At 70.1% G+C, this 22721-nt stretch carries 23 protein-coding genes; 14 read left to right on the top strand and 9 right to left on the bottom strand.

Translation table 11 applies throughout. The features are described 5' to 3' along the window. Positions 1-28: 28 nt before the first annotated feature. From OG878_RS02060 to OG878_RS02050, 3 genes are all read left to right on the top strand, one after another. Positions 29-1156, top strand: coding sequence for a fatty acid desaturase family protein (locus OG878_RS02060; RefSeq protein ID WP_328885123.1), 1128 nt, complete (start codon positions 29-31; stop codon positions 1154-1156). A gap of 114 nt (positions 1157-1270) precedes the next feature. Then, positions 1271-1453 (top strand): hypothetical protein, encoded by a 183-nt coding sequence (locus OG878_RS02055; RefSeq protein WP_328885122.1) that lies wholly within the window; start codon positions 1271-1273, stop codon positions 1451-1453. A 42-nt stretch (positions 1454-1495) separates the two neighbouring features. Beyond that, positions 1496-2038 (top strand): MOSC domain-containing protein, encoded by a 543-nt coding sequence (locus OG878_RS02050; protein WP_328885121.1) that lies wholly within the window; start codon positions 1496-1498, stop codon positions 2036-2038. Between the two features lie 78 nt (positions 2039-2116). Here the strand turns inward: OG878_RS02050 and OG878_RS02045 are convergent, their stop codons facing one another. Then, a complete protein-coding gene (locus tag OG878_RS02045; protein ID WP_328885120.1) occupies positions 2117-3064 on the bottom strand; it encodes a hypothetical protein in 948 nt (315 codons plus the stop codon). 117 nt (positions 3065-3181) lie between these two features. After that, positions 3182-3490, bottom strand: a complete 309-nt coding sequence (locus tag OG878_RS02040) for a hypothetical protein (protein WP_328885119.1) — start codon at positions 3488-3490, stop codon at positions 3182-3184. 109 nt (positions 3491-3599) lie between these two features. On the opposite strand from OG878_RS02040, the gene OG878_RS02035 reads away from it, so the two are divergent. Beyond that, positions 3600-4502: an oxygenase MpaB family protein gene (locus tag OG878_RS02035; protein ID WP_328885118.1), complete on the top strand. Its 903-nt coding sequence runs from the start codon at positions 3600-3602 to the stop codon at positions 4500-4502. Positions 4503-4525: 23 nt separating this feature from the next. Here OG878_RS02035 and OG878_RS02030 read toward each other — a convergent pair whose 3' ends face one another. Continuing rightward, entirely contained in the window at positions 4526-5125 is a 600-nt protein-coding gene (locus tag OG878_RS02030; RefSeq protein ID WP_328885117.1) for a class I SAM-dependent methyltransferase, read from the bottom strand. Between the two features lie 172 nt (positions 5126-5297). On the opposite strand from OG878_RS02030, the gene OG878_RS02025 reads away from it, so the two are divergent. The 5 genes from OG878_RS02025 to OG878_RS02005 all read left to right on the top strand — a co-directional run bounded on the left by OG878_RS02025 (position 5298) and on the right by OG878_RS02005 (position 11509). Then, positions 5298-6176, top strand: coding sequence for an MHYT domain-containing protein (locus tag OG878_RS02025; protein ID WP_328885116.1), 879 nt, complete (start codon positions 5298-5300; stop codon positions 6174-6176). A gap of 61 nt (positions 6177-6237) precedes the next feature. Then, on the top strand, positions 6238-8904 hold the full coding sequence (locus OG878_RS02020; RefSeq protein ID WP_328885115.1) for a nitrate- and nitrite sensing domain-containing protein: 2667 nt from the start codon (positions 6238-6240) through the stop codon (positions 8902-8904). Beyond that, positions 8901-9338 carry a roadblock/LC7 domain-containing protein gene (locus OG878_RS02015; RefSeq protein WP_328885114.1) on the top strand — a complete coding sequence of 146 codons (438 nt, stop codon included), beginning with the start codon at positions 8901-8903 and terminating at the stop codon, positions 9336-9338. Before OG878_RS02020 ends, OG878_RS02015 begins: the two co-directional genes overlap by 4 nt. 22 nt (positions 9339-9360) lie before the next feature. Further along, positions 9361-9795, top strand: a complete 435-nt coding sequence (locus OG878_RS02010) for a DUF742 domain-containing protein (protein WP_328885113.1) — start codon at positions 9361-9363, stop codon at positions 9793-9795. A gap of 232 nt (positions 9796-10027) precedes the next feature. Continuing rightward, positions 10028-11509 (top strand): LCP family protein, encoded by a 1482-nt coding sequence (locus OG878_RS02005; protein WP_328885112.1) that lies wholly within the window; start codon positions 10028-10030, stop codon positions 11507-11509. Positions 11510-11549: 40 nt separating this feature from the next. Here the strand turns inward: OG878_RS02005 and OG878_RS02000 are convergent, their stop codons facing one another. Beyond that, positions 11550-12044, bottom strand: coding sequence for a GNAT family N-acetyltransferase (locus OG878_RS02000; RefSeq protein ID WP_328885111.1), 495 nt, complete (start codon positions 12042-12044; stop codon positions 11550-11552). Positions 12045-12394: 350 nt separating this feature from the next. Here OG878_RS02000 and OG878_RS01995 point away from each other — a divergent pair, with 350 nt between their 5' ends. From OG878_RS01995 to OG878_RS01985, 3 genes are all read left to right on the top strand, one after another. After that, positions 12395-13033: a GTP-binding protein gene (locus tag OG878_RS01995; protein ID WP_328885110.1), complete on the top strand. Its 639-nt coding sequence runs from the start codon at positions 12395-12397 to the stop codon at positions 13031-13033. A 126-nt stretch (positions 13034-13159) separates the two neighbouring features. Further along, positions 13160-13573, top strand: coding sequence for a roadblock/LC7 domain-containing protein (locus tag OG878_RS01990; RefSeq protein WP_328885109.1), 414 nt, complete (start codon positions 13160-13162; stop codon positions 13571-13573). Positions 13574-13701: 128 nt separating this feature from the next. Beyond that, positions 13702-14748, top strand: coding sequence for a DUF6397 family protein (locus tag OG878_RS01985; protein ID WP_328885108.1), 1047 nt, complete (start codon positions 13702-13704; stop codon positions 14746-14748). Positions 14749-14774: 26 nt separating this feature from the next. On the opposite strand, the gene OG878_RS01980 is transcribed toward OG878_RS01985, so the two are convergent. Continuing rightward, on the bottom strand, positions 14775-15263 hold the full coding sequence (locus OG878_RS01980; RefSeq protein WP_328885107.1) for a GNAT family N-acetyltransferase: 489 nt from the start codon (positions 15261-15263) through the stop codon (positions 14775-14777). Positions 15264-15743: 480 nt separating this feature from the next. On the opposite strand from OG878_RS01980, the gene OG878_RS01975 reads away from it, so the two are divergent. Beyond that, positions 15744-16367: an LAETG motif-containing sortase-dependent surface protein gene (locus tag OG878_RS01975; RefSeq protein ID WP_328885106.1), complete on the top strand. Its 624-nt coding sequence runs from the start codon at positions 15744-15746 to the stop codon at positions 16365-16367. Between the two features lie 97 nt (positions 16368-16464). On the opposite strand, the gene OG878_RS01970 is transcribed toward OG878_RS01975, so the two are convergent. After that, positions 16465-18684, bottom strand: a complete 2220-nt coding sequence (locus tag OG878_RS01970) for a SpoIIE family protein phosphatase (protein WP_328885105.1) — start codon at positions 18682-18684, stop codon at positions 16465-16467. A gap of 250 nt (positions 18685-18934) precedes the next feature. Between OG878_RS01970 and OG878_RS01965 the strand changes: the two genes are divergently transcribed. Further along, entirely contained in the window at positions 18935-20008 is a 1074-nt protein-coding gene (locus OG878_RS01965; protein ID WP_328885104.1) for an enoyl-CoA hydratase/isomerase family protein, read from the top strand. Positions 20009-20113: 105 nt separating this feature from the next. Here the strand turns inward: OG878_RS01965 and OG878_RS01960 are convergent, their stop codons facing one another. From OG878_RS01960 to OG878_RS01950, 3 genes are all read right to left on the bottom strand, one after another. After that, entirely contained in the window at positions 20114-20341 is a 228-nt protein-coding gene (locus OG878_RS01960) for a hypothetical protein (protein WP_328885103.1), read from the bottom strand. Between the two features lie 122 nt (positions 20342-20463). Continuing rightward, positions 20464-21969, bottom strand: coding sequence for an MFS transporter (locus tag OG878_RS01955; RefSeq protein ID WP_443049045.1), 1506 nt, complete (start codon positions 21967-21969; stop codon positions 20464-20466). Between the two features lie 86 nt (positions 21970-22055). Continuing rightward, a complete protein-coding gene (locus OG878_RS01950; RefSeq protein ID WP_328885102.1) occupies positions 22056-22541 on the bottom strand; it encodes a MarR family winged helix-turn-helix transcriptional regulator in 486 nt (161 codons plus the stop codon). Positions 22542-22721: the final 180 nt, after the last annotated feature.

Below are 22721 nucleotides of genomic sequence, written 5' to 3'. Positions count from 1 at the left end.
CCCATGCCTCGCAGAGACCGGAGACGACATGCCTCAGGCCGCAGCCACCGTGGTGGACCACCGCCACGACCGTGCCGGACGTACGGACAGCACCGGAGGAGGTCCGGGCCCGGGGGAACCAGCGGCGGCTTCCGGGGGCAGCGACTTCGCGCCGCTCCTGCGGGCCGTGAAGGCGCAGGGTCTCCTGGAACGTCGCACCGGGTGGTACGCGGCGGTCATCGCCACGAACCTCCTCGCGCTGGGTGCCGTGCTCGCCGGCCTGGTGCTTCTCGGAAACACATGGTGGGCCCTGCTGCTCGCCCTGCCGCTGGCGATCGTGTGGTCCCGTACCGCGTTCGTCGGCCACGACGCGGGGCACGCCCAGATAACCGGCGACCGCGGAGCGAGCCGGACCATCGGCCTCCTCCACGCCAATCTCCTCCTCGGCATGAACGAGGCCTGGTGGAACGACAAGCACGTGCGCCACCACGCCAACCCCAACCACATCGACAAGGACCCGGACGTCGGTGTCGGCGCCCTCGTCTGGACGCAGAAGCAGGCGGCCGGGCGTGAAGGCTTCGCCCGCTGGCTCACCCGCAACCAGGCCCGCCTGTTCTTCCCGATGCTGCTCCTCGAAGGCATCGCCCTCAAGATCTCCGGCTTCCAGTACCTGCGCCGGCAGCCCGCCCGGGAGCGCGCCCTCTCGGCACTGCTCCTGGTCGCCCATCTCGGGCTCTACGCGACGCTGCTGCTCACCGTCATGTCACCCGGCAAGGCCGTGGTCTTCGCGCTCGTGCACCATGCGCTGTTCGGACTTCACCTGGGCATGGCCTTCGCTCCGAACCACAAGGGGATGGAGATGCCCGACCCCGACGGCGACCGCTGGGGGCATCTGCAGCGACAGGTCCTCACCTCACGGAACGTACGGGGCGCCGTCCTCACCGACTGGTTCCTGGGCGGGCTCAACTACCAGATCGAGCACCACCTCTTCCCGAGCATGCCCCGCCCCCATCTGCGCCGGGCGCAGCCGTTGGTGCGGGCCCACTGCGCGTCGCTGGGCATGACGTACACGGAGACCGGACTGATCGAGTCCTACCGGCAGGCACTGCAGCACATGCATGAGGTCGGCGAGCCGCTGAGGCAGCCCGCGGACACGGCTCGCCGAGTGAGCCACTGAGCAACGCACCGAGGCAACCCACTCGGATGACCGGTCGGTGCAAGCTGGAACCGACAGGCACGCAAAGGCGTTGTCACAGCAGAAGCGGCTTCCGCCGCGAAGGAGGCGTGGACGATGTCGAACAGGGCAAAGATCGCCATCGGGGGAGTCGTCGCGGCAGTCGTCCTGATGCCGTTCATCGGATTCTGGCTGTCGCTCGTGGTGCTGATCGGAGTGCCTGCGGTGGCCTATCTGATGCTGGATCCCTCGCAGCGGCGAAGGCTCCGAAGGATCACCCGCAAGGAAATCGGTCGCTGACAGGTTCACCGGGACATTCGTGAACAAGGGGGTTCTCCGTACATGAGCGGGACAGTCACCGTGGTGAGCAGCAACGGCGCCTACAGCTTCACCAAGCCGAACCGGGACAGCGTGACCCTGCTGGCCGGCCTCGGAGTGGAGGGAGATGTGCACGCCGGGGTCACGGTCAAGCACCGCTCCCGCGTCGCACAGGACCCCACCCAGCCGAATCTGCGCCAGGTCCATCTGATCCACGAGGAACTGTTCGACGAACTGCACGAGGCGGGCTTCGAGGTCGCTCCGGGGGATCTCGGGGAGAACGTCACCACGCGCGGCATCGACCTTCTCGGCCTCCCGGTCGGCACCCTGCTGCACCTCGGCGACGAAGCGGTCGTCGAAGTCACCGGGCTGCGCAACCCGTGCCTGCAGATCGACAACTTCCGAGGCGGCCTGCTGAAGCAGGTCGTCGGCCGGGACGAGGCGGGCAACGTCGTGCGCAAGGCCGGGATCATGGGCATCGTCGCGACCGGTGGGACGGTCCGGCCGGGCGACCCGGTCAAGGTCGAGCTGCCCGCCGCCCCGCACCGGCCGCTGGACCGCGTGTAGCGAGGGAGCCGCACCGGCGCACCGCTCCTGCCGTGCGGGTCCTCGGTCGCCGCGCGGCCGAGGACCGCGCCGCGCGGTTCAGGACGGTCGTACCGCAAGCGCGTCGAGTGCCTGCAGCAGACCGGGCAACGCCTTGCCGCGTCCCACCGGCAGCACCTCGCCGGGTTCCTCGTCCAGCAGGACGAACGCGATGTCGTCGGTCCTCGCGACCAAGGACCAGCCGGGACCGTCGGCGCGCAGGGTGCGGGCGTCGCCAGGGGCGAAGGCGGACCGGATGCGGCCGGGCGGCGGCGGGTTGTCCACGTACGCATGGGCCTCCGCGAGAGCCCGTCGCACACCGGGATGGGCCCCGGAGGGCGCGGCGGGGCCGTTCGCGCTCCCGTCGGGGGAGCCTTCGGACGATCCCGCTTCGGCAACGTCGTCGTCGGTCTGTGACTCTGCCGCCGCGTCCGTTTCGCCCGGCTCGTCCGAGCCGTCGGCGCCCTCCTCGTCGTCCGTGCCGTCCGACCCCGTGAAGGTCGTCTCGTCGTCGATCTGGTCGCGCCAGGCCGCCCACTGCAGCGCGATCTCGTCCGCGCCCAGCCGCCGCTGCGCCGGTCCCCACGTATCCGTGTCGGGCGGGGTCAGCACAGGCAGATCGGCCTCCTCGCCCTCCGGGTCCGGCGGTGGGTCGTGGGGCGCGGGCACCCCCGGCGCGGCGACCGCCAGGGCCAGGGGCCAGCCGGGCAGCCCACAGACCACCGAGCGCTCGTCGGGGGAGAGGTCGTACGCCATGCCGCAGTCCCAGGAGGCGATCGCGACGGCGACCAGCGACACGTCGTCGACGACGACGGTCCACCTCGCGCCGTCCCCGTCCTGGCCGAGGACGAGCCCATACCCCTCGGCGTACGGTTCGAGTCCGAGGGCCGCGCAGGCCGCCGGGTAGTCGTCACCGAGCACACTCGGGAACTGCGCGGGTGTGAGCAGCACCGCGGTCAGCACAAACAGTGCGTCGTCGTCGGCGACTGCGTCGTCCGTCCCGGCCACAGCACTCTCCTCGTCCCTCATCGTTTTCTGTCGGCGCACCATAACCAGTGGGTAACCCGGTCGTCGAGGCCCTGACAAGGCTGTACCCGTCCGGCGTGGGCATGCGGGCGGCCCGGTTCAGTCGGCAGACAGGCCGAGCAGTGTACGGGCCACGGTCTGTGGTGACTGACCCCGCTCCCGCGCCAGCGCGACGACGGCCCGGCAGGCCAGCTCGTTGACCCCGAAAGTGAGTGCCTCGGGCGACACCCAGCCGGTTGCCTCATCGATCCGTTCCTCGTCGTCCGTCACACATGCCGCGACGTACGTGGCGGCCGCCTCGAACAGATTGTGCTGCTTGCGCCGCTGCTCCTCGAGCGGCGCCACCCGCCGTTCGCCCCTCCGACCCGCAGATACGACCTTGCGCAGAGTTGTGAACATGCCGATCATGGGGGCCGCCTTCCCGGAGAGCCGTACATGCACGGTGCAGTCGTACGTACTTACGGTCTTCCCTTTCCCCGTAGAGTTGGACCTCCGACCGACTAACGGGGGCATCGCGGTGAAGCGATACGACCGGCTGAAGGCGATCCAGCGTCTCGATCCGGAACGGGACTTCCTGGAGATCTACCGGCTCACGGCCACCTACGAGTTCCCCTGGGACATCACGCGGGCTCTCGAACTGGCCCTCTACCGCACGTATGCCGTCCCCAGTATCGGCCGGCTCCTCGCCGAGACAGCGGAGCTGACGGACCGTCCGCAGAAGCGGTACGACGACACCGCGCTGCTTCTCGACACCGTCGTGGAACACGGTTTCGACAGTGATCCGGGCCGCACGGCGATCCGGCGGATCAACCGGATGCACCGCAGCTACGACATCACCGACGACGACATGCGCTATGTGCTGTGTACGTTCGTCGTCGTCCCGAAGCGCTGGATCGACCGATACGGCTGGCGCCGGCTGTCCGACCACGAGCTGCAGGCCTTCGCCGCCTACTACCGCACACTGGGCGCCCACATGGGCATCAAGGATGTGCCCAGGACGTTCGAGGAGTTCGAACGCACCCTCGACGCGTACGAGGACGAGCACTTCGGCTGGGACGAGGGAGCGCGCAAGGTGTCCGACGCCACGCTGGCGCTGATGGCCTCGTGGTACCCGCGCCCGTTGGCACCCGTCGTACGCAAGGCAAGTCTGGCGCTTCTCGACGACGCACTGCTGCGGGTGTTCCGCTATGAACGTCCGGGCCCGGTCGCCCGCAGTCTCACCCGCGGCGCGCTGCGGCTGCGGGCGCGGGCCGTGCGACTGCTGCCGCCGCGCTCGACCGCCCACTACGCCCGCCAGAACCCGGAGATCAAGGGCTACCCGGACGGCTACGAGGTCGCCGCACTCGGTACGTTCCCGACCCCCGGCATCGGTGGCTGCCCGGTGCCGCACGGCCGACGGCCGGGAGCTCCGGCCGAATAGCCCGGCCGGTCCGCCGGTGGAGCTCAATCGCTCCGTACGGCGAGGACGAGGAATCGGGCGTCCTCATCGGTGTACGAGTCCAGCCGCCAGCCCGAACACGTCAGCAATGGCCCGAGGTTGGGCTCGGCGCGCAGATCGTCGTCCGTGATCCGGCGGCCGTGGCGGGCGGCGAGTGCGGCCCGGCCGATGGGGTGGAACAGCGCCAGCCGCCCGCCGGGCCGGACGACGCGCGCCAGCTCCGCCAGGGAAGGTCCGGGACGTGAGAGATGCGAGATGAGTCCGGCAGCGAAGACCGCGTCGAGCGAGGCGGTCGCCAGCGGCAGCCGGGCCGCGTCGGCGAGCAGCAGCTGACCGCTCCGATCGCGCCCGGCCCGTACCGCTGCCTCCAGCATGGCCGCGGTGAGATCCGCGCCCAGAACCCTGCCCCGTGGTCCGACGGCGCCGCGCAGGGCGGGCAGCGCCCGCCCCGTACCGCACCCCGCGTCGAGTACGCAGGCGCCGGCGCGCAGCCCGAGTGCTTCGACGGCGGCCGCATAGGCAGGCCCGTCGTCGGGGAAGCGGGTGTCCCAGTCCGCGGCGCGGGGGGTGAAGAAGTCCTGCACGTGTGTGTGGTCATCGGCCATGCGGACATGATCGCGCAGTCGCCGCCGGATCGAAACGGAGTGAAAATGGCGGGAATCGGTGTGCATGTTCGGGCACTGTGCGATCGCTCAGGAGCATTTCTCTGTCATATTCCAGCAGCTTTCGAAATGCGCGCCTGGCGCGCGCCCCCATCGCGACTAGCGTCCCCGATTCATGGGACACCTGGACCACGCCACCTTCGGCTGGCTGACACCTGCGCTGTCGTACGCGATGGCGGTGATCGGCTCGGCGCTCGGGCTGAGCTGCACCGTGCGCGCACTCGACACGAGCGGCCGTTCGCGCCGCAACTGGCTGATCGCAGCCGCATCCGCTCTCGGCAGCGGCATCTGGACGATGCACTTCGTCGCGATGCTCGGCTTCGGAGTGACCGGCACCGACATCCGCTACAACGTGCCGCTGACCCTCCTCAGCCTGCTCGGCGCCATGGTGGTGGTCGGCTGCGGGATCTTCGCCGTCGGCTACAGCCGTGACCGGACCAGAGCACTGCTCGTCGGGGGATTCGGCGCCGGAGTCGGGGTCGCCAGCATGCACTACCTCGGCATGGCGGCACTGCGGCTGCACGGCACGATCGACTACGACCCACTCCGGGTCGGCCTCTCCGTCGCCATCGCCGTCGTCGCGGCCACAGCAGCCCTGTGGGCGGCGCTGAACATCAAGTCATCGCGTGGTGTCGCGCTGGCCTCGCTGGTCATGGGCGCGGCGGTCAGCAGCATGCACTACACCGGAATGATGGCGGTCGGCGTCCGTGTCACCCCTTCCGGCAGCGAACTCCAGGGGGCGACGACGATGCAGTTCATCTTCCCCCTCGCCGTCGGACTCGGCTCGTACCTCTTCCTGACGTCGGCGTTCGTCGCTCTTTCCCCGACGGCGAGGGAGCGTGCCGCGTACGTATCCGCCGAGCGCGCCGCGGAACCGGTCGAAGCGGACGCCGCGGACGCCGCGGACCCGACCCGGGTCGCGCACCGCGGACGCGACCCCCGTACACGGCGCGACGCGCGTGGACACGACGCGTCGCCTGCCGCGATGCCCTGACGCCACGGCCCACTGGGCCCCTTTCGCTTCTGCCCCGCACCACACCCGGAACGAGGAGGCCATGCGCCCACCCCGCACGACCCCGGACCCCGGCGCGACGGGCGCCGCCCGGCCCAGCGCCCAGCCCTCGCCCGGCGCCCCGGCGCCCGCGGCTCGCGGGCGCCGTGCGCACGCGGGGCCGCCGGCCGACGAGAGCGCCGAACACGACGCTCGGCTGCTGCTGACGCAGGAGACATCCGGGCCACGCGGACGACGGACACTGCGCCCCAGGACCGTACGCGCGAAGATCATCTCTCTGCTGATGGTGCCCGTCGTCTCGCTGCTCGCCCTGTGGGGTTTCGCCACGGTCAGCACGGCCCAGGACGTGGCGCTGCTGCGACAGTTGCAGCAGGTCGACGCAGACGTCCGGACGCCGATATCGACCGCTGTCGCCGCCCTCCAGGCGGAACGCAGAGCCGCCCTGCTCCAGACCGTCGACCCCAGCAGTGCCCACGCCGCCGACCTGAAGCAGCAGGCCGGACGCACCGACACCGCCCTCGCCGCCCTGCGACTCGACAAGCACCACACCATCGCCGACACGGGCGACCTTCCGGCGGGCGTCGCCGACCGGCTCGACCGGTTCCTCGACCGTGCCCAGGCGCTGCGCAGCGCGGGCGACCGGGACGCCGGTCGGGAACGCGACGAGAAGGCCGTGTACGACCGGTACACCCAGGCGGTCACCGCCGGTTTCGGTGTCTCCGGCGCACTCACCGGTATCCAGGACGACGCACTCGGCTCCGACGCGCGCGTCCTGCTCGAACTGGCCCGCGCCGACGAGATGCTGGCCCGTGAGGACGCGCTGCTCGCCGCGGCCGGCCGTACCAAGAGTCTCGACGGCCGGCAGCTGGTGCAGTTCACCGGGGCGGTGGAGACCCGCAGAAACCTCACCGAGAGTGCGGGAGCCGATCTGCCGTCCACCGAACGCGCCGGCTGGCAGAAATTCACCGCCGGCCCCGCGTACCGCCGGATCGAGGCGGCCGAGGACCAGGTACTCGCGGCGTCGCCCGGACAGAAGGCCGCACAGGCGGTGTCGGCCTCCGACTGGGAAGCGGCCGCCGCGAGCGTACGGAGCGAACTGCGCGCCATCGACACCCGCGCCGCGCAACAGGCTGCGGACCGTGCCGACCCGCTGACCCGCGGTCTGTTCAGCCCGTCCGGAGCGGCCGTCCTCTTCGGCTGCGTCGCCGTCGCCGCCTCACTGGTGATCTCGGTACGCATCGGCCGCGCGCTCGTCGTCGAACTCGTCAGCCTGCGCAACAGCGCCCTGGAGATCGCCCGCCGCAAACTGCCCCGCGCCATGCAGCGGCTGCGGGCCGGCGAGGAGCTCGACATCCAGGCGGAGGCCCCGCCCGGCCTGGCCTCCAACGACGAGATCGGCCAGGTCGGCGAGGCTCTCGGCATCGTGCACCGGGCGGCGCTCAGTGCCGCTGTCGAACGCGCCGAACTGGCCGACGGCATCTCCGGAGTCTTCGTCAACCTCGCCCGCCGCAGCCAGGTGCTGGTCCACCGCCAGCTCAACCTCCTCGACAGCATGGAGCGCCGCGCCGAGGACCCCGACGAACTGAGCAATCTCTTCCGGCTCGACCACCTGACCACCCGGATGCGGCGGCACGCGGAGAGCCTGATCATCCTGTCCGGTGCAGCCCCCGGGCGCGCGTGGCGGGTGCCCGTACCGCTGACCAATGTCGTACGCGCGGCCGTCTCCGAGATCGAGGACTACGCCAGGGTCGAGGTACCGCAACTGCCCGATGCCGCGGTCAAGGGCACGGCGGTGGCCGACCTCACCCACCTGCTCGCCGAACTCGTCGAGAACGCCGCACAGTTCTCGCCACCGCACACCAAGGTGCGGATCAGCGGCGAACCCGTGGGCAACGGCTACGCCCTGGAGATCGAGGACCGCGGACTGGGCATGGGTGGCGAACTCCTTGCCGAGGCCAACCGGCGCATCGAACAGTCGGAGGCGCTCGACCTCTTCGACAGCGACCGGCTCGGGCTCTTCGTGGTCAGCAGGCTCTCGGTCCGCCACCACATCAAGGTCAAGCTGCGCACCTCACCCTACGGCGGAACGACGGCAGTGGTCCTGCTGCCGACCGCACTGCTGCAGGGAGCACTCCCGGCGGGCGAGGACACGACCGCACCCGAGCGGACAACGGTCGAGCGCGGCCACGACGGTGACGACGACCGGGCGCCGTTCGGACCCGGACCGGGCCCGCGGGCGGTGCGCCCCCAGGCGCCGGCGTTCCCCGCCCCGGCCGCGGTGCCCGCGATCGAGTCCCGGACGGGCCCCCCGGCCGGAGTCACCTCGCTGCGCTCCCGTGCGCGCCGAGCGGCCGATGCGCGGGGTGAGGACAGATCCGAGGCCGGAAGCGGGGTCAGGGGCGAGGTCAAGGAGACCCCTCGGAGCGAGAACGGCGTCTCCGACGACGACGGCACGCTTCCACGTCGCGTACGGCAGGCCAGTCTCGTCCCGCAACTGCGCGAGGAGCCCCGGCCCGAACCGGGCCGGGGCGACGGCGGGAGCGGCACGGACACCCTGGTGGAGCGCACCCCGGAACAGGCCAGAGACCGTATGACCGCCTACCGCAACGGCTGGGTACGCGGCGGCGGCATCGCCCCCGGCACGCCCAGGCCCCGCCGGACCCTCAGTGAACCCCGCCCCCGCCCGAGCAGCGAAGGAGACAACGCATGATCGCGAACGAGAGGACCGATGCGCACCGGCGCTCGGGCGAACTCGACTGGCTGCTGGACGATCTGGTGGCCAGGGTCGGCGAAGTCCGGCACGCCGTCGTGCTCTCCAACGACGGTCTGGCGGTCGGCGCATCCAACGGACTCAGCCGCGAGGACGCCGAGCACCTGGCCGCCGTGGCCTCCGGGTTCCACAGCCTCGCGAAGGGCGCCGGGCGGCACTTCCAGGCCGGGGACGTACGTCAGACGATGGTCGAGATGGACGACGGCTTCCTCTTCGTCGCGGCCGCCGGGGACGGTTCCTGCCTGGCGGTCCTGAGCTCGGCCTTCGCCGACATCGGCCTGGTCGCCTACGAGATGGCCCGCCTCGTCAAACGGGTCGGTGAGCATCTGCGTACCCCGCCGCGGCTCAACGTATCCCCGTCCGCGACAGGTTGAGAGGGCAAGACAAGTAGTGGACATGACGAGAGGGGGTCCGGGCGGTCCCCAGCGCTTCCCGGACCCGCCCGAACTGCCGGGCAGCCAGTGGTACGACGCCGAGGCGGGGCCCCTGGTCCGCCCGTACGCCATGACGGGCGGACGGACCGAGCCCGGCCCCAACGGGGTGCGTTTCGACCTGATCGCACTCGTCGCCATCGACGACAACGCGCCGGACACCTCCGAGGAGCGTCTGCTGGGTCCCGAACACCGCGCACTGCTCACGCTCTGCCGCTCCGAGCCCCAGTCCGTCGCGGAACTCTCCGCCGACGCCGACCTTCCCGTCGGTGTGGTCCGTGTACTCCTCGGTGATCTGCTCGAAGCCGGCTACGTGCGGGTCAGCCGCCCCGTACCGCCCGCGCAACTGCCGGACGAGCAGATCCTTCGCGAGGTGATCAACGGACTGCGTGCGCTCTGAACCACCCCTCGTACGGCCGGATCCGCTTCGTCGCCCTCGCCCTCGCCCTCGCCCGTCGCATCGGCGTCGGCGCGCTTCACCGAGCCGTCGCGGCCGGTGACGTTGTCCGCGACAATGGAGAGGCGACCGGGCTTGCGCGGCCCGATCGCTGATGTGTGCAACTGCGTAACCGTGGGGCCGCGGCGGACGTCTTCCATCATGAAAGGCGGAAGCCGGACGGACGAGGTGACCAATGACAGGCAGTCGCAGGGTGGCGGCGGGCGGGCAACGGGGCAGCCGACTGAGGCGCACCGCGGTGACGGGGCTGTCGTTCCTCATCCTGCTGGTCGCAGGCGTCGGCTGGGGCTACCTCGAACTGACCGGCAAGATCGACACCTTCAGCGCGGACGGGATCTCCGGCGACCGGCCACCCGCTTCGTCGAACGGGCAGAACGTTCTCGTCATCGGGTCGGACTCACGCTCGGGAGCCAACCGGCAACTGGGCGGCGGCAAGGGCATCGTGGGCCGCTCCGACACCGCATTCCTGCTCCATGTGTACGCCGATCACCGGCACGCGGTCGCCGTGTCCATTCCCCGTGACTCCCTCGTCGACATCCCGGCGTGCAGGACGCCCGGCGGCGAGTGGACCGCACCGCAGCATCACGTCATGTTCAACCAGGCGTTCTCGGTGGGGGAGACCGCAGAGGGAAACCCGGCCTGCACTCAGAACACCGTGGAGCACCTCACCGGCCTGCGCGTCGACCACACCCTCGTGGTGGACTTCTCCGGTTTCGCCGCGCTGACGTCGGCCGTCGGCGGAGTGCCGGTCTGTCTGCCGCAGGACATCTACCAGCGCGACCTCAGCCCGAACCGGCTCACACGCGGCGCGCTGGTCTTCTCCAAGGGCCCGCAGACCGTCTCCGGGCAGCGGGCGCTCGATTACGTCCGGCTCCGGCACGGCATCGGCGACGGCTCCGACATCGGACGGATCAAACGTCAGCAGGCGTTCATCGGCTCCCTCATCAAGAAGGTCAAGTCCCAGGGCCTGAACCCGACCACCCTTCTGCCGCTCGCCAACGCGGCGACCGACGCGATGACCGTCGACCCGGGACTCGGATCGGCCGACCGGCTCCTGTCGTTCGCCATGTCGATGAAGCACATCGATCTGCACAACACCAAGTTCGTCACCGTCCCATGGCGCTACGAGGGCGCGCGGGTCGCGATCGTCGAACCGGACGCGGACGCACTGTGGGCGGCGCTCAAGGCCGACCGAACGATCGACGGCCAGGACGCCAGCGGCAAGGGCGGCCACGGCGACAAGGCGTCGGGCGAGGTGTCACCGTCGACCCCCGCCGCGGTCTCCGGCAGAGGTATCAGCCTGGCCGTCTACAACGGCACCACGGTCACGGGACTCGCGGCCCGCGCCGCCGAACTCCTGCGCGCCCACGGCTTCACCGTGACCGGCACGGCCACCGCGGGCAACCAGGACCACACCTCCACTGTCATCGAGTACGGGCCGGGTCGACGGGCCGAAGCCGAGACCGTGGCGCGCCTCTTCACGGGGGCGCGACTCGTGGCTTCCGACACCCAGGGCATCCGGATGATCCTCGGCAGTTCGTACGCACAGAATCCGATGCCCGCCGTCTCGGCGACGCCCGGTACGGCTCCGTCCACTGCCGGTGACGGGGTCCGGTCCGCCGACGACGACCTCTGCGCCGACCTCTCGTACGGCTGACCGGGCCCGGTCCCGTCGGCCGGTGCCGGACAGCGGCCGCTCACGCCCCCGTACGGAGCTGCAGTGAAGGGTGCGCGGGCGCCGCGAAGCCGAACGAGGCGTAGAGACCGGCACCGTCCGCGGTGGCATTGAGATTGACGACCGTGACCGGAGTCTCCTCGCGGAACCAGGTGATCAGTGCGTCGAGACACGCGCGGGCGTACCCACGGCGCCGGCGGCGGGGATCGGTGCTGACATTGGAGATGTGCCCGTGCAGCCCGCTGGGATTGGCCGGGCTGGGCGCGTGCCCGTCGCACGCGCCGACCGCACTGGCGACGACGCCCAGCTCGGGATCGTCGACCAGGAACGCGGCGAACTCGTCCGGCAGCCGCAACCGCTCGGAGAACCACAGCGTCGAGGCCGCCCGCCACGGCGCTTCCGCGTCAGCGGTCTCCATGCCCATGTCCGACAGCATCAGGGCCCGCATCCGGACCAGGGCGGGCACATCGTCGAGGGTGGCGCGACGCACGCACACATCGATGTGCTGCACGCTCATGAGCATCTCCCGTTCCTGACCAACGATTGCGGTCCGCACACACCGCCCACAAGTACCGTGCGAACGTCGCCTCGAGCAACCGAAAATCATGCGGCCCGGAACTCCGATGCATCCAGGATCAGGTCCGGGAGAAGCTGGCTCGAATTCGGCTCAGACAGTGACCTCATACGGACATTGAGCGATCCCGGTCCGACCAGTCCGATCAAAATCCGATCACGTCGCTCGGGGTGTGGGTGCTGCTTGCCATGCTGTCCCCGTACCGCTGCCGACAGTTACCGAACCGGGCCCGTCAAGATGGCTCCGAACTGCATGTATTACGTCTTGAGGCTCACAGGTGAGAGAAGTGATCGATGCCTTCCGAGGACGCTGACAGAACGGGCGGGGAGACGGTCCAGGGAGCGGCCGGGGAGGCCGCCGAGACCGACGCTCTCGCGCTGAAGATATTGGTCGCCGGCGGCTTCGGGGTCGGCAAGACGACCCTGGTCGGCGCGGTGAGCGAGATCAGGCCGCTGCGGACGGAGGAACTCCTCAGCGAGGCCGGACAGTCGGTCGACGACACCGACGGGGTGGATCAGAAGACCACGACGACCGTGGCCATGGACTTCGGGCGCATCACCATCCGGTCCGGCCTCTCGCTGTACCTCTTCGGCACGCCGGGGCAGGACCGCTTCTGGTTTCTCTGGGACGAACTCTCCCAGGGAGCCCTCGGCGCAGTCGTGCTCGCGGACACGCGGCGGCTCGAGGACTGTTTTCCGGCCGTCGACTACTTCGAGCATCGGCGGATCCCGTTCGTCGTCGCCGTCAACTGTTTCGCCGGTGCCCGCGCCTACGGGGAACAGGAAGTGTCCCGCGCCCTCGACCTCGACCGGGGGACACCGGTCGTGCTGTGCGATGCACGCGACCGCGACTCCGGCAAGGAAGTCCTCATCCGCATGGTCGAGTACGCCGGCCGGATGCACACGGCACGGTTGCTCGATTCGGTGGGCTGACGCACCCTGCGCGACATTCCGCACATGGAGGGCCGCTTGCCCGGACGTGACCTGTGCGCAAGGCTTGCGCGGAGCGTGGGCACGAGGACACGTACGGGGAACGTATGAGCGGGGAGGAGCGGGGAAATGGCGCTGGACAGGGGACTTGACTGGCTCCTTGACGATCTCACCGGCCGGGTGGAGCACATCCGGCATGCGTTGGTGCTCTCGAACGACGGCCTGGTGACGGGGGCGAGCACAGGACTGGCGCGTGAGGACGCGGAGCATCTCGCCGCGGTCTCGTCGGGGCTGCACAGCCTCGCCCGCGGTTCGGGTCGGCACTTCCGGGCAGGAAAGGCCCGGCAGACGATGGTGGAGTTCGACGAGGCGCTCCTCTTCGTGACCGCCGCCGGGGACGGCAGCTGCCTGTGCGTGCTGGCCGCCGCCGAGGCGGACGTCGGTCAGGTCGCGTACGAGATGACACTGCTCGTCAACAGAGTCGGTGAACATCTCGGAGTCGCGGCGCGGCAGGGCAGCAGCGGAGGCGTCAACCGGATCTGACGCCGCGGCCCCATCCGAACCGCCCTTTTCGCCCGGCTGTGGGAGTTGTCCACAGGCCGGGCGAAAGACTTCCCCCGGAGATACCGTCATCACAGAGAGTTACGTAACCTCGACGGGGGAGGAAAGTCATGGCTGTTACGGAGGCAGCATGCTCGGAAGGGGGGCGCGCCGACACCGTCGGTACGACCGGCGTCACGGGCACGGCGGTGGCTGCGGGGCGCGCGGCACAGGAACTGGGTATGAAGCGCGGCCAGTTCGAGCTCGCGGTGCACCTGGGCATTGTGCGCATCACGGCGGAGCGCACAGGCGGTCGGCCGAGGGCGAGCCGCGAGGAGATCGATCGGCGCCGGTCGGAGGACGGATTTCCGCACGCGCTGCATGAACGGGTCCGCACGGTGGGCACGGCGGAAGGGGCCCGTCTGCTCGGCATCAGCCCGGTCCGCTTCACCAGGCTGGCCCGGGCTGGGTGCCTCACACCGGTCACCTTCTATGTGAATCGGTATCGAGCGGTCGTCTGGCTCTATCTCGCCCAGGAACTATTCGGGTTCGCTGCCCGGGCTCCTCGGCTGCTGACCGGAAACAGTCCGGTCCGGATGCGGGCCGGACTGACCGAAGGCATCGACCGGAGAGCTCGCAACTGGCGTGCGCAACGGATCGAGCGGTTGCTGGACCGGACGGCGGATCCCTGGAGACGTGCGGCAGTGCTGGCCGGAGCGCTGGATCCGGTGCAGTTGGCGGAGGTGGCCGCCGACCCGTACGAGCGTGCCCACCTCGCCAAGGTCGGGCCCGAGCCGGTCTTCGGGCCGCCGGGATCCGTCGCCGCCCAGGAGGCCATGACGCAGCTGATGCAGGCCGACGATGCGGACGAGATCCTCTGGCGGAGGACCAATCTGATCGCAGAACTGGACCAGGCCCGCGCGTCGGAGAAGGCTTCGCGCCCCTGGGCCGGCCATGGGCCACAGCCTGCACCCGGTCGCGATCCGCATCCGTGCGCCGGTCCCGCACCCACAGGTGCGGCCGGGCCCGAAGCGCTGGCCGGAGCGGCTCCCGGACTGCTCGCCCGCCCGGGCCTGCGCAAGCGTGCGACCGCGCGCCAGGCGGCCGAGGTGGACCGTGTGAGGCGGGGAGCAGCCGCTCGACGTTCAGCCGAAGGCAGCAGTGCCCCGCCATCGTGAGACACCGGGTTGGTCCCCGACGCCGCTCACAGCCTGCGGTGCATGATGTGCAGGCCGACGTAGCCCTTCTCCGGGTGGCGAAAGCCCTCCGGCAGTGTGCCCAGTACCTCGAAGCCGAGTGCCCGGTACAGGTTCACCGCACGGACGTTGGTCTCCACCACCGCGTTGAACTGCATCGCACGGTAGCCCGCGGCACGGGCCCACTGCACCGTGTATTCACACAGCGCGCGCCCCACGCCCTGTCCGGAGTGCGACGGGTCGACCATGTAGCTGGCGCTTGCGATATGGGACCCGTTTCCCATGTGGTTGCGGTTCATCTTTGCCGTGCCCAGGACCGTGCCCGAGTCGTCCACCGCGACGACGGTCCGGTTGGGGGACGGCAGTATCCACCAGTCACGGCCTTGGTCCTGGCCGAGATCCGTCGGATAGGTGAAGGTCTCACCTGCCGCGACGATGGTGTGGAAGAACGGCCAGATGGCGGGCCAGTCCCCGGGGTTGGCTTCTCTGATCAACATGCGGTCAGGATGCCTGAAGGGAAACGCGACCTCCAATGCCTTTGCCACCCGGAGCAGCGTCGGACTCCGCGGGTGATCCCAACTGGCCAGGGCGCAGGCGCTGGGGTGGGCGCAGGGAGGGTCCGTATGGGGTGGGAGGCCGGCTCGGGGCGGCGGCCGTGGGTCGGCCATGAAGGCATGGCCGCCGACCTTTTGCCCCCTTGAAACTTCTGACGCGTTGCCGGACGTGGGGACGGCCGGACGGAGTGCACGGGCCGGTACGGATCGGCCACGGGTACGGTCCGGTGCCGGACGCTCACTTCCCGCCACCGCCCCGGTGCCCGCAGCACGAGAGGCGTGTCCGGCATGTACCAACCCGAGGTGATGTGGTGGCAGTTGTGAACTCACGTGGTGCATGGGTCGGCTGCGCGGACGGAGGAAGGGGGCAGTACTGTGCGCCACACCGCCATTCGGGCGATGAAACATGCGGAGGAAGAATCCATGACCATACCCAGGAGATCGTGGCGCGTCGCGGGAACGTTCGCGGCCGCTACGGTTGCCGGCCTGACGGGCGCGATCCTGTGCGCCGGCCCGGCCGCAGCTCACACCCCCACCTGGGCCGTGACCTGTACTGACGTGAACCTTGACCTGACCGCCTACAACGGTGGCGTCACCAACCAGGTGACCGTCACCGTCGACGGGAAGGACCTGCTGCCGACCCAGACGTTCGGCAACGAGTTCCACAAGAAGCTCGAGCTGCCCCAGCACGACAAGGAACTGACGGTCCACCTTGTCGTCAAGGCCGGTGACGGCGACCGGTACTCGAAGGACGAGACCAAGACGGCACCGGTGTGTGAGGACACCCCGAAGCCCACGCCGACGGTGACCGAGTCGACGCCGGCGGCGGAGCCGTCCGAGGACGCGCCCGCCCCGAGCGCCAGCCCGAGCGAGAGCTCCCCGGAGTCCGCGCCCGCCGCGGCTTCGCCGAGCCCCAGCTCGCCCGACCTGGCCGAGACGGGTTCGTCGTCCGCGACCCCCGTCATCGGTGGTGCGGCCGTGGCCGTACTGCTGGCCGGTGGCGGCATCATGTGGTCCGTGCGCAAGCGCCGTACCGCCCAGAACTGACGTAGTTCTGTAGCCCCGGGGTTCGTGGCGCGGGACCGCGTCACGAACCCCCGGGCGAGGGGCGTGCCGCATCACGCCACGCGCGGCGGCACGCCCCTCAACATTCCTCCCCAGCAGACTCAGTGCGGGCCCCAGGGGCCTCGGGCTCCTCCGTCTGCGCGGACTCCACCGGCATCGCTGCCGGTTGCGGCTTCGACCGCCGGGCCGGTGAAGCGGAGGCGGACCGTGGCGAAGGTCCGATCTCGCACCAGACGGCCTTCCCCTCGCCGTGCGGCTCGATGCCCCAGCGTGCAGCGACGGCATCGAGGAGCAACAGGCCGCGCCCCGAAGTCGCCGTCTCGCCGGGGGACCGCCGCCTGGGCCAGACGCTGGAGCGATCCTGCACCGACAGCCGGACCCGCCGGACGGGTTCCGGAAGCACCTCCAGCGTGAGCACCGCTCCGCCTTCCGTGTGCAGAAGCACATTCACCAGCAGCTCACCGGTGACCAGTTCGGCATCGTCCGCGAGTTCGGCCATGTTCCAGTCCTCCAGGGCCTGGCGCACAATCGTCCGGGCATCCGAGAGCCCCTCGGGATCCGCCTGGTGGATGTACTGGTGCAACCGAGGTGCTCGCGGAGACCCCGGATCCGGGCTGCGCCGCAGCACGAGCAGCGCGACGTCGTCCCCCGCACCCCATCGCTCCCAGAGCCGGTCGGACAGATGGTCGGCCAGCTCCTGCGCATGGGTGGGGCCGGCGCTCACCTCTTGGATCAGTGCGCTCACGCCGTCGTCGATATCGGCTCCGGGTTCCTCCACCAGGCCATCGGTGTACAGGACAAGCGTTTCGCCGGGTACCAGATCGAGCCTGGTCTCCGGGTACTCCTCGTCCTCGAAGTCGGTGGAGATCCCCAGCGGCAGCCCGCCCCGTACGTGCGGCGAGCCCACCCGTCCGTCCGCATGCCGGATCAGCGGACCGAAGTGCCCGCCGCGGACCACGCGCACGGTCCCCGAAGGGAGATCGACCTGTGCGTACGTGCAGGTGGCGAAGCGATCCGTGTCCAGTTCGGAGAGAAACCGTGAGGCACGGGCCAGCACTGTCGCGGGCGGATGGCCCTCGGCGGCGTAGGCGCGCAGGGCGATGCGCAGCTGGCCCATGATGGCGGCCGCGTGGGTGTCGTGGCCCTCCACGTCACCCACCACGATGCCGTACCGGTGCTTCGGCAGAGCGATGACGTCGTACCAGTCGCCGCCGACCTGCCGGCCGCTCCATGCCGCGTGGTAGCGCACGGCGATCTCGCCGCCCTCGATCTCCTGGATCCGTCGGGGAAGCATCGCGGACTGCAGCCCGGTGGCGAATTCGCGCTCCTCGTCGAAGAGGGTCGCCCGTTGCAAGGACTGGGCCACGATCGCCGACAGCCCCAGGCACAGGTTGCGTTCATCGGCGTTGAAGGTCGTGTGCTCGCGGTAGAAGAGTGCGAGACCGCCCAGCGAACGAGCCTGGGCGACCAGCGGCAGATAGGCAGCGGCGCGGAAGTGCATGTCGTCCATGTACGGCTCCAGCGCCGGGTAGCGCCGGACGAGGGTGGCGACCGAGGTCAGGAAGCGTGGCCGTCCGGTGAGCACGGTGTCGGCCAGCGGGAACCGGGGGTCGAGACCTGCCGAGGCGATCTCGGTGATCGACTCCGGTGCGTTGCCGCTGAGCGCGATGACGTTGAGCGCGGTGTTCTCCACCACCGCGAGTGCGAGTCCGTCCGCGCCGAGCCTGGCCATTCCGCCGGGGCCGGTGAGCGCGGCGGTCACATCGTCCACGGTCACCGCGCGCGACAAAGCGCTTGTTGTCCGTTCAACGATGCTGGTCTGGCGCTGACGGCGTTTCTCCATTTCCAGCACGAAGGCCGAATGGGTGACCTCCGCCGTCGCATCGCGTACGACACCGATGACCCGGTGCGCCCGGCCGTCGTCGCCGCGCAGGATCCGGGCCTGGATGTGGGTCCACTGATGGGTGCCGTCGGCGAGGGGAACCTGGAAGTGGATGCTGTACGAGTTGCGACCGGTGGCGATGGCATCGTCGAACGTGAGTTCCAGCCGGGTGCGCTCCGCCGGTTCGAGCCGGTTGATCAAATCCCTCGGCCGGGGGGAGCGGGTCCTCGGGTCCATCCCGAACACCAGCAGGCCGGCCACGTCGATGTCGAGTGTCCGGGCGTCCAGATCCCACTCGAAACTGCCCGTCCGATTCAGGGCGAGCCGCTCCGCCGTCCCCGTCTCACCGTTGTGGGGCCGTTCGATCTGCACGCTGGGAGAAACGTCGGAGTCCGATTCCCGGTCGTTGTCGGTCATTCCTGCTCCGGAGATCGTCCGGCGTGATGGGCGGGCAGTGGGGCCTGTGTGCGGTGGTCGTCCGTGTCTCACATTGTCGAACCGGTTCCAGGTCGCTGCCAGGCGGAAGCGACCCGCACCACCGCGCCGGACCCCTCTGCCGGCGGCACCCCCCGCGCCTCCGCCTCGCGGCCCACCGCGCACAATGAACGGGGAAAGATCGTCCGTGACCGGCGGACGGTACGGCACAGGGGCGGACCGGAGCGCACGCATGAACAACGACGACCAGGTCCTGCTGCACACCGAGGGCCGTATCCGGCGCATCACGCTCAACAGGCCGCGTGCCCTGAATGCGCTGACCCACACCATGGTCCGGCACATCGACGAAGCCCTCACCGCGGCGGAGCGCGACGACTCGGTCACCGCGGTGCTGATCAGCGGGGCGGGAGAGCGCGGGCTGTGCGCAGGAGGTGACATCCGCGCCATCTACGAGGACGCCCGCGCGGGACGCAGCGCATCGGTGGACTTCTGGCGCGACGAGTACCGCCTCAACGCCCGCATCGCACGCTTCCCCAAGCCGTACGTCGCCTTCATGGACGGCATCGTCATGGGCGGCGGCGTCGGAGTGTCGGCCCACGGCAGCGTCCGCATCGTCACGGAACGCTCACGCGTCGCCATGCCCGAGACCGGCATCGGCTTCGTGCCGGACATCGGTGGAACGCACCTCCTCGCCTCGGCGCCCGGCGAGCTCGGCACCCACCTGGCGCTCACCGGGGACGCGGTCGGCGCAGGCGATGCACTGCTGTGCGAGCTCGCCGACCACTTCGTACCGTCCGAGCGTCTGGCGGAACTCGCCCGGGATCTTGCCGGGAGCGCAACGTCCTCCGAGATCGAGCAGACGGCGCGGCGGTACGCCACGGCCCCGCCCGTCGGCGAACTGGCCGCGCACCGCGGCTGGATCGACGCCTGCTACGCGGCGGAATCGGTCGAGGAGATCGTCGAACGGCTCCAGAACTGCGGCGAACCCGCCGCGAAGGAGACTGCCGAGACGATCCTGGCCAAGTCGCCCACCGCACTCAAGGTGACTCTTGCCTCCGTGCGCGGCGCACGGCTGCTCGGCAGCCTGGAGGCGGTGCTCGACCAGGAGTTCCGTGTCTCCTGTGCGGCCTTCACCAGGCCCGATCTGGTGGAGGGCGTGCGCGCCCAGATCATCGACAAGGACCGCGACCCGCACTGGAGCCCGGCCCGGCTCGCCCAGGTCGACGCGTCGGACGTGGCGGGCTTCTTCGAGCCGCTGGGCGACCGCGAACTCGGCCTCGCAGGCGGAGCCCCGGTCGCGGACTGAGCAACGGAGCCGGGTGCGGGGCGCGCCGGTGGTGGGAACCACCGGCGCGCCCCGCCGACCTCCCTTGCCGCGGATGCGGTCGCTGTCGGCCGTTCGCCCGGAGATTCAGCGATCGCTGCCGGACATGCTCGGCTGAAGGGACCGTACGAGATCGAAGAATCTGGCCTCGTTGCCGAAGAGTCCCGCCCGGCGCAGCGCGCCATCGGCCTCGGCCATCGGGGAGGCGAGCAGCGACAGGTACAGCGGCGCCTCGTCGGGCTCCGCGAGGGCGGCCCGAGTCGCTTCCAGTAACCGGACGTACGCCCGGGCCGCGGCGAGCTCCTCATGGTGCATGTCAGCATCTCCTGGTCAGAGGTGTCGGTCCGTCAAGCATTCCTCATGGGTCTGACAACGGGGTCCGGCACTGTGTGCAGGGATGGCCGGGACGGGAGGAACAGGAGAGAAGGAACGGGAGGTCAGGCAACCGTGGCGGTTGTCTCCGGGGCGTCCCCGGGCGTCGGCCGGTGCGGGCGCAGTACCGCGAACGCGACGACGAACGCGGTGACGAGAAAACCGGCGCCGACGGTGAACGCCAGGTGGTAGCCGCCCGTCAGGGCAGCGGCCCGGCTCTGTCCGTCCGTGAGCAGGTCGTCGGTGCGGGAGGCCGCCAGCGTGGACAGCAGCGCGACGCCGACGGCCATGCCGATCTGCTGGGTCGTGTTGAACAGCCCCGATGCGAGCCCGGCGTCGTCGGCCTTTGCGTCGGACATGCCGAGCACGGTCAGTGCCGGGAGCGCGAGGCCGAAACCAGCCGCCAGCAGCATCACCGGGAGCAGATCGGTGAGGTAATGCGCATGGACGGGTACCCGGGCCAGGAGCCCGAGGACGCCGATCAGCAGCACGAGCCCACTCAGCAGTACACGACGCTCGCCGAAACGTGCATTGAGACGGGCCGAGACCCCCAGGGACACCAGGCCGATGACCGCGGCAGCGGGAAGCATGGCGAGCCCCGTGCGCGCCGAGCCGTAGCCGAGGACCTTCTGGAGATAGAGAGCGACGAGTATCTGGAACGAGAACAGCGCGGCCACCATGAGGATCTGGACCAGGTTGGCACCCGCCACTGCGCGGGACCGCAGGATGCGCAGTGGCATGAGCGGAGTTGCGGCGGAGGCCTGGCGGGCGAGGAACGCGGCGAGCAGGAGGACGGCGAGTGCACCCGGGCCGAGAGTGTGTGCCGAGATCCAGCCGTACGTCTCGACCTTGACGACGGTGTAGATCCCGAGCATGAGCCCCGCCGTGACCAGCAGCGCACCGGCGACATCGGCCCCGGAGCGAATACCGAGACCGCGATCGGCTGGCAGCACGGGCACGGCGAGGACGAGGACCGTGAGCCCGATCGGGAGGTTGATGAAGAAGATCCAGTGCCAGCTGAGCGCATCGGTGAGCACGCCACCGAGGACCTGGCCGATCGATGCGCCGGCCGCCCCGGTGAAACTGAAGACGGCTATTGCGCGGGCGCGTTCCCGGGGCCCGGTGAACAGCGTCACGAGGATGCCCAGACCGACGGCGGAGGCCATCGCGCTGCCGATGCCCTGCAGGAAGCGGGCGGCGATCAGGAGTGCGGGAGTGGTTGCGACGCCTGCCAGGAGCGATGCGGCGGTGAACAGGGCGGTGCCTGCCAGGAACATGCGCTTGCGGCCCAGCAGATCGCCGAGCCGGCCCGCGAGCAGCAGCAGGCTCCCGAACGCGATCAGGTAGGCGTTGACGACCCAGCTCAGCCCGGCCGGGGTGAACCCCAGGTCGTTCTGGATGGCCTCCATCGCCACGGTCACGATGGAGCCGTCGAGGATGATCATCAGCATCCCCGTGGCGATCACTCCGAGGGCCGCCCGACGTGAACGGGCCGTGGCGGCAGGCGGTGCGGCCGCGGCGGTGGGTGCGGGGCCGGCGGAGGCGGAGGAAGGAGCAGATGGCGCGGACATGCGGACTCTCCTGTCGAATGAGGCGACAGGAGAGACGTTAGCAGATTGTTTTGTTACGGACTATCTATTTCGGATCTGCCTGTCGGTCACCCGCGCTGACGCGCGCGTCGAACCGGCTGCCGGCTCTCTGAGGGTGTGGCCAGATGGCCGTCCGCCAGGCGCTGCATCGCTCGCACCAGCACCTCGCGCTCCTGCTGGGGGAGGGAGCCGAGTGCCTGATCGTGCACTGCGTCCACGATCTTCTGGCTCTCCTCGGCGACCTGCGCGCCCTTCTCGGTCACGGCGATGATCCGCGCCCGCCGGTCCTTGCTGGACGGCCGGCGCTCGGCGAGACCGGCCTTCTCCAGGGCGTCGACCGTCACGACCATCGTCGTCTTGTCCATGTCGCCGAGCTCGGCGAGCTGGATCTGGGTCCGCTCCTCCTCCAGGGCGTGGACCAGGACGCAGTGCATGCGCGCGGTGAGCCCGATCTCGGCGAGCGCCGCCGACATCTGGCTCCGCAGAACATGGCTGGTGTGATCCAGCAGGAAGGAGAGGTCCGGTGCGGTGCGGGCGGGTGCCATGGCAGTCATGTCTGCCAGGGTAATCGCCAGTCGGTCCGTGGCGGATTATCCGGCAGGCGACCTATGTGTGCGCGGTCGGGCCACAGCCCTCACCGGCAGACGCGCCACGGGCGAGGGCGGGTTCCGGACGCAACCGCCCCGGGCCAGGTGGCCGGCAAATGCGCAGCCGCCCGCCGGCCCGGAATGAAC

This window comes from Streptomyces sp. NBC_00316, from assembly GCF_036158715.1.
Lineage (GTDB): Bacteria > Actinomycetota > Actinomycetes > Streptomycetales > Streptomycetaceae > Streptomyces.
Note: the sequence above shows the minus strand (reverse complement) of the source record. Positions and strands in the feature narration are given on the sequence as shown.

What these genes read in the sequence shown, in the direction of transcription:
- OG878_RS01965 (WP_328885104.1), top strand. Translation starts at nt 18,935, where the DNA reads ATGAACAACGACGACCAGGTCCTGCTGCACACCGAGGGCCGTATCCGG.
- OG878_RS02060 (WP_328885123.1), top strand. Translation starts at nt 29, where the DNA reads ATGCCTCAGGCCGCAGCCACCGTGGTGGACCACCGCCACGACCGTGCC.
- OG878_RS02030 (WP_328885117.1), bottom strand. Translation starts at nt 5,125, where the DNA reads ATGGCCGATGACCACACACACGTGCAGGACTTCTTCACCCCCCGCGCC.
- OG878_RS01990 (WP_328885109.1), top strand. Translation starts at nt 13,160, where the DNA reads ATGGCGCTGGACAGGGGACTTGACTGGCTCCTTGACGATCTCACCGGC.
- OG878_RS01980 (WP_328885107.1), bottom strand. Translation starts at nt 15,263, where the DNA reads ATGTTGATCAGAGAAGCCAACCCCGGGGACTGGCCCGCCATCTGGCCG.
- OG878_RS02055 (WP_328885122.1), top strand. Translation starts at nt 1,271, where the DNA reads ATGTCGAACAGGGCAAAGATCGCCATCGGGGGAGTCGTCGCGGCAGTC.
- OG878_RS02025 (WP_328885116.1), top strand. Translation starts at nt 5,298, where the DNA reads ATGGGACACCTGGACCACGCCACCTTCGGCTGGCTGACACCTGCGCTG.
- OG878_RS02005 (WP_328885112.1), top strand. Translation starts at nt 10,028, where the DNA reads ATGACAGGCAGTCGCAGGGTGGCGGCGGGCGGGCAACGGGGCAGCCGA.
- OG878_RS01995 (WP_328885110.1), top strand. Translation starts at nt 12,395, where the DNA reads ATGCCTTCCGAGGACGCTGACAGAACGGGCGGGGAGACGGTCCAGGGA.
- OG878_RS02020 (WP_328885115.1), top strand. Translation starts at nt 6,238, where the DNA reads ATGCGCCCACCCCGCACGACCCCGGACCCCGGCGCGACGGGCGCCGCC.
- OG878_RS02050 (WP_328885121.1), top strand. Translation starts at nt 1,496, where the DNA reads ATGAGCGGGACAGTCACCGTGGTGAGCAGCAACGGCGCCTACAGCTTC.
- OG878_RS01955 (WP_443049045.1), bottom strand. Translation starts at nt 21,969, where the DNA reads ATGTCCGCGCCATCTGCTCCTTCCTCCGCCTCCGCCGGCCCCGCACCC.
- OG878_RS01970 (WP_328885105.1), bottom strand. Translation starts at nt 18,684, where the DNA reads ATGACCGACAACGACCGGGAATCGGACTCCGACGTTTCTCCCAGCGTG.
- OG878_RS02040 (WP_328885119.1), bottom strand. Translation starts at nt 3,490, where the DNA reads ATGATCGGCATGTTCACAACTCTGCGCAAGGTCGTATCTGCGGGTCGG.
- OG878_RS02010 (WP_328885113.1), top strand. Translation starts at nt 9,361, where the DNA reads ATGACGAGAGGGGGTCCGGGCGGTCCCCAGCGCTTCCCGGACCCGCCC.
- OG878_RS01960 (WP_328885103.1), bottom strand. Translation starts at nt 20,341, where the DNA reads ATGCACCATGAGGAGCTCGCCGCGGCCCGGGCGTACGTCCGGTTACTG.
- OG878_RS01975 (WP_328885106.1), top strand. Translation starts at nt 15,744, where the DNA reads ATGACCATACCCAGGAGATCGTGGCGCGTCGCGGGAACGTTCGCGGCC.
- OG878_RS01985 (WP_328885108.1), top strand. Translation starts at nt 13,702, where the DNA reads ATGGCTGTTACGGAGGCAGCATGCTCGGAAGGGGGGCGCGCCGACACC.
- OG878_RS02015 (WP_328885114.1), top strand. Translation starts at nt 8,901, where the DNA reads ATGATCGCGAACGAGAGGACCGATGCGCACCGGCGCTCGGGCGAACTC.
- OG878_RS02000 (WP_328885111.1), bottom strand. Translation starts at nt 12,044, where the DNA reads ATGAGCGTGCAGCACATCGATGTGTGCGTGCGTCGCGCCACCCTCGAC.
- OG878_RS01950 (WP_328885102.1), bottom strand. Translation starts at nt 22,541, where the DNA reads ATGACTGCCATGGCACCCGCCCGCACCGCACCGGACCTCTCCTTCCTG.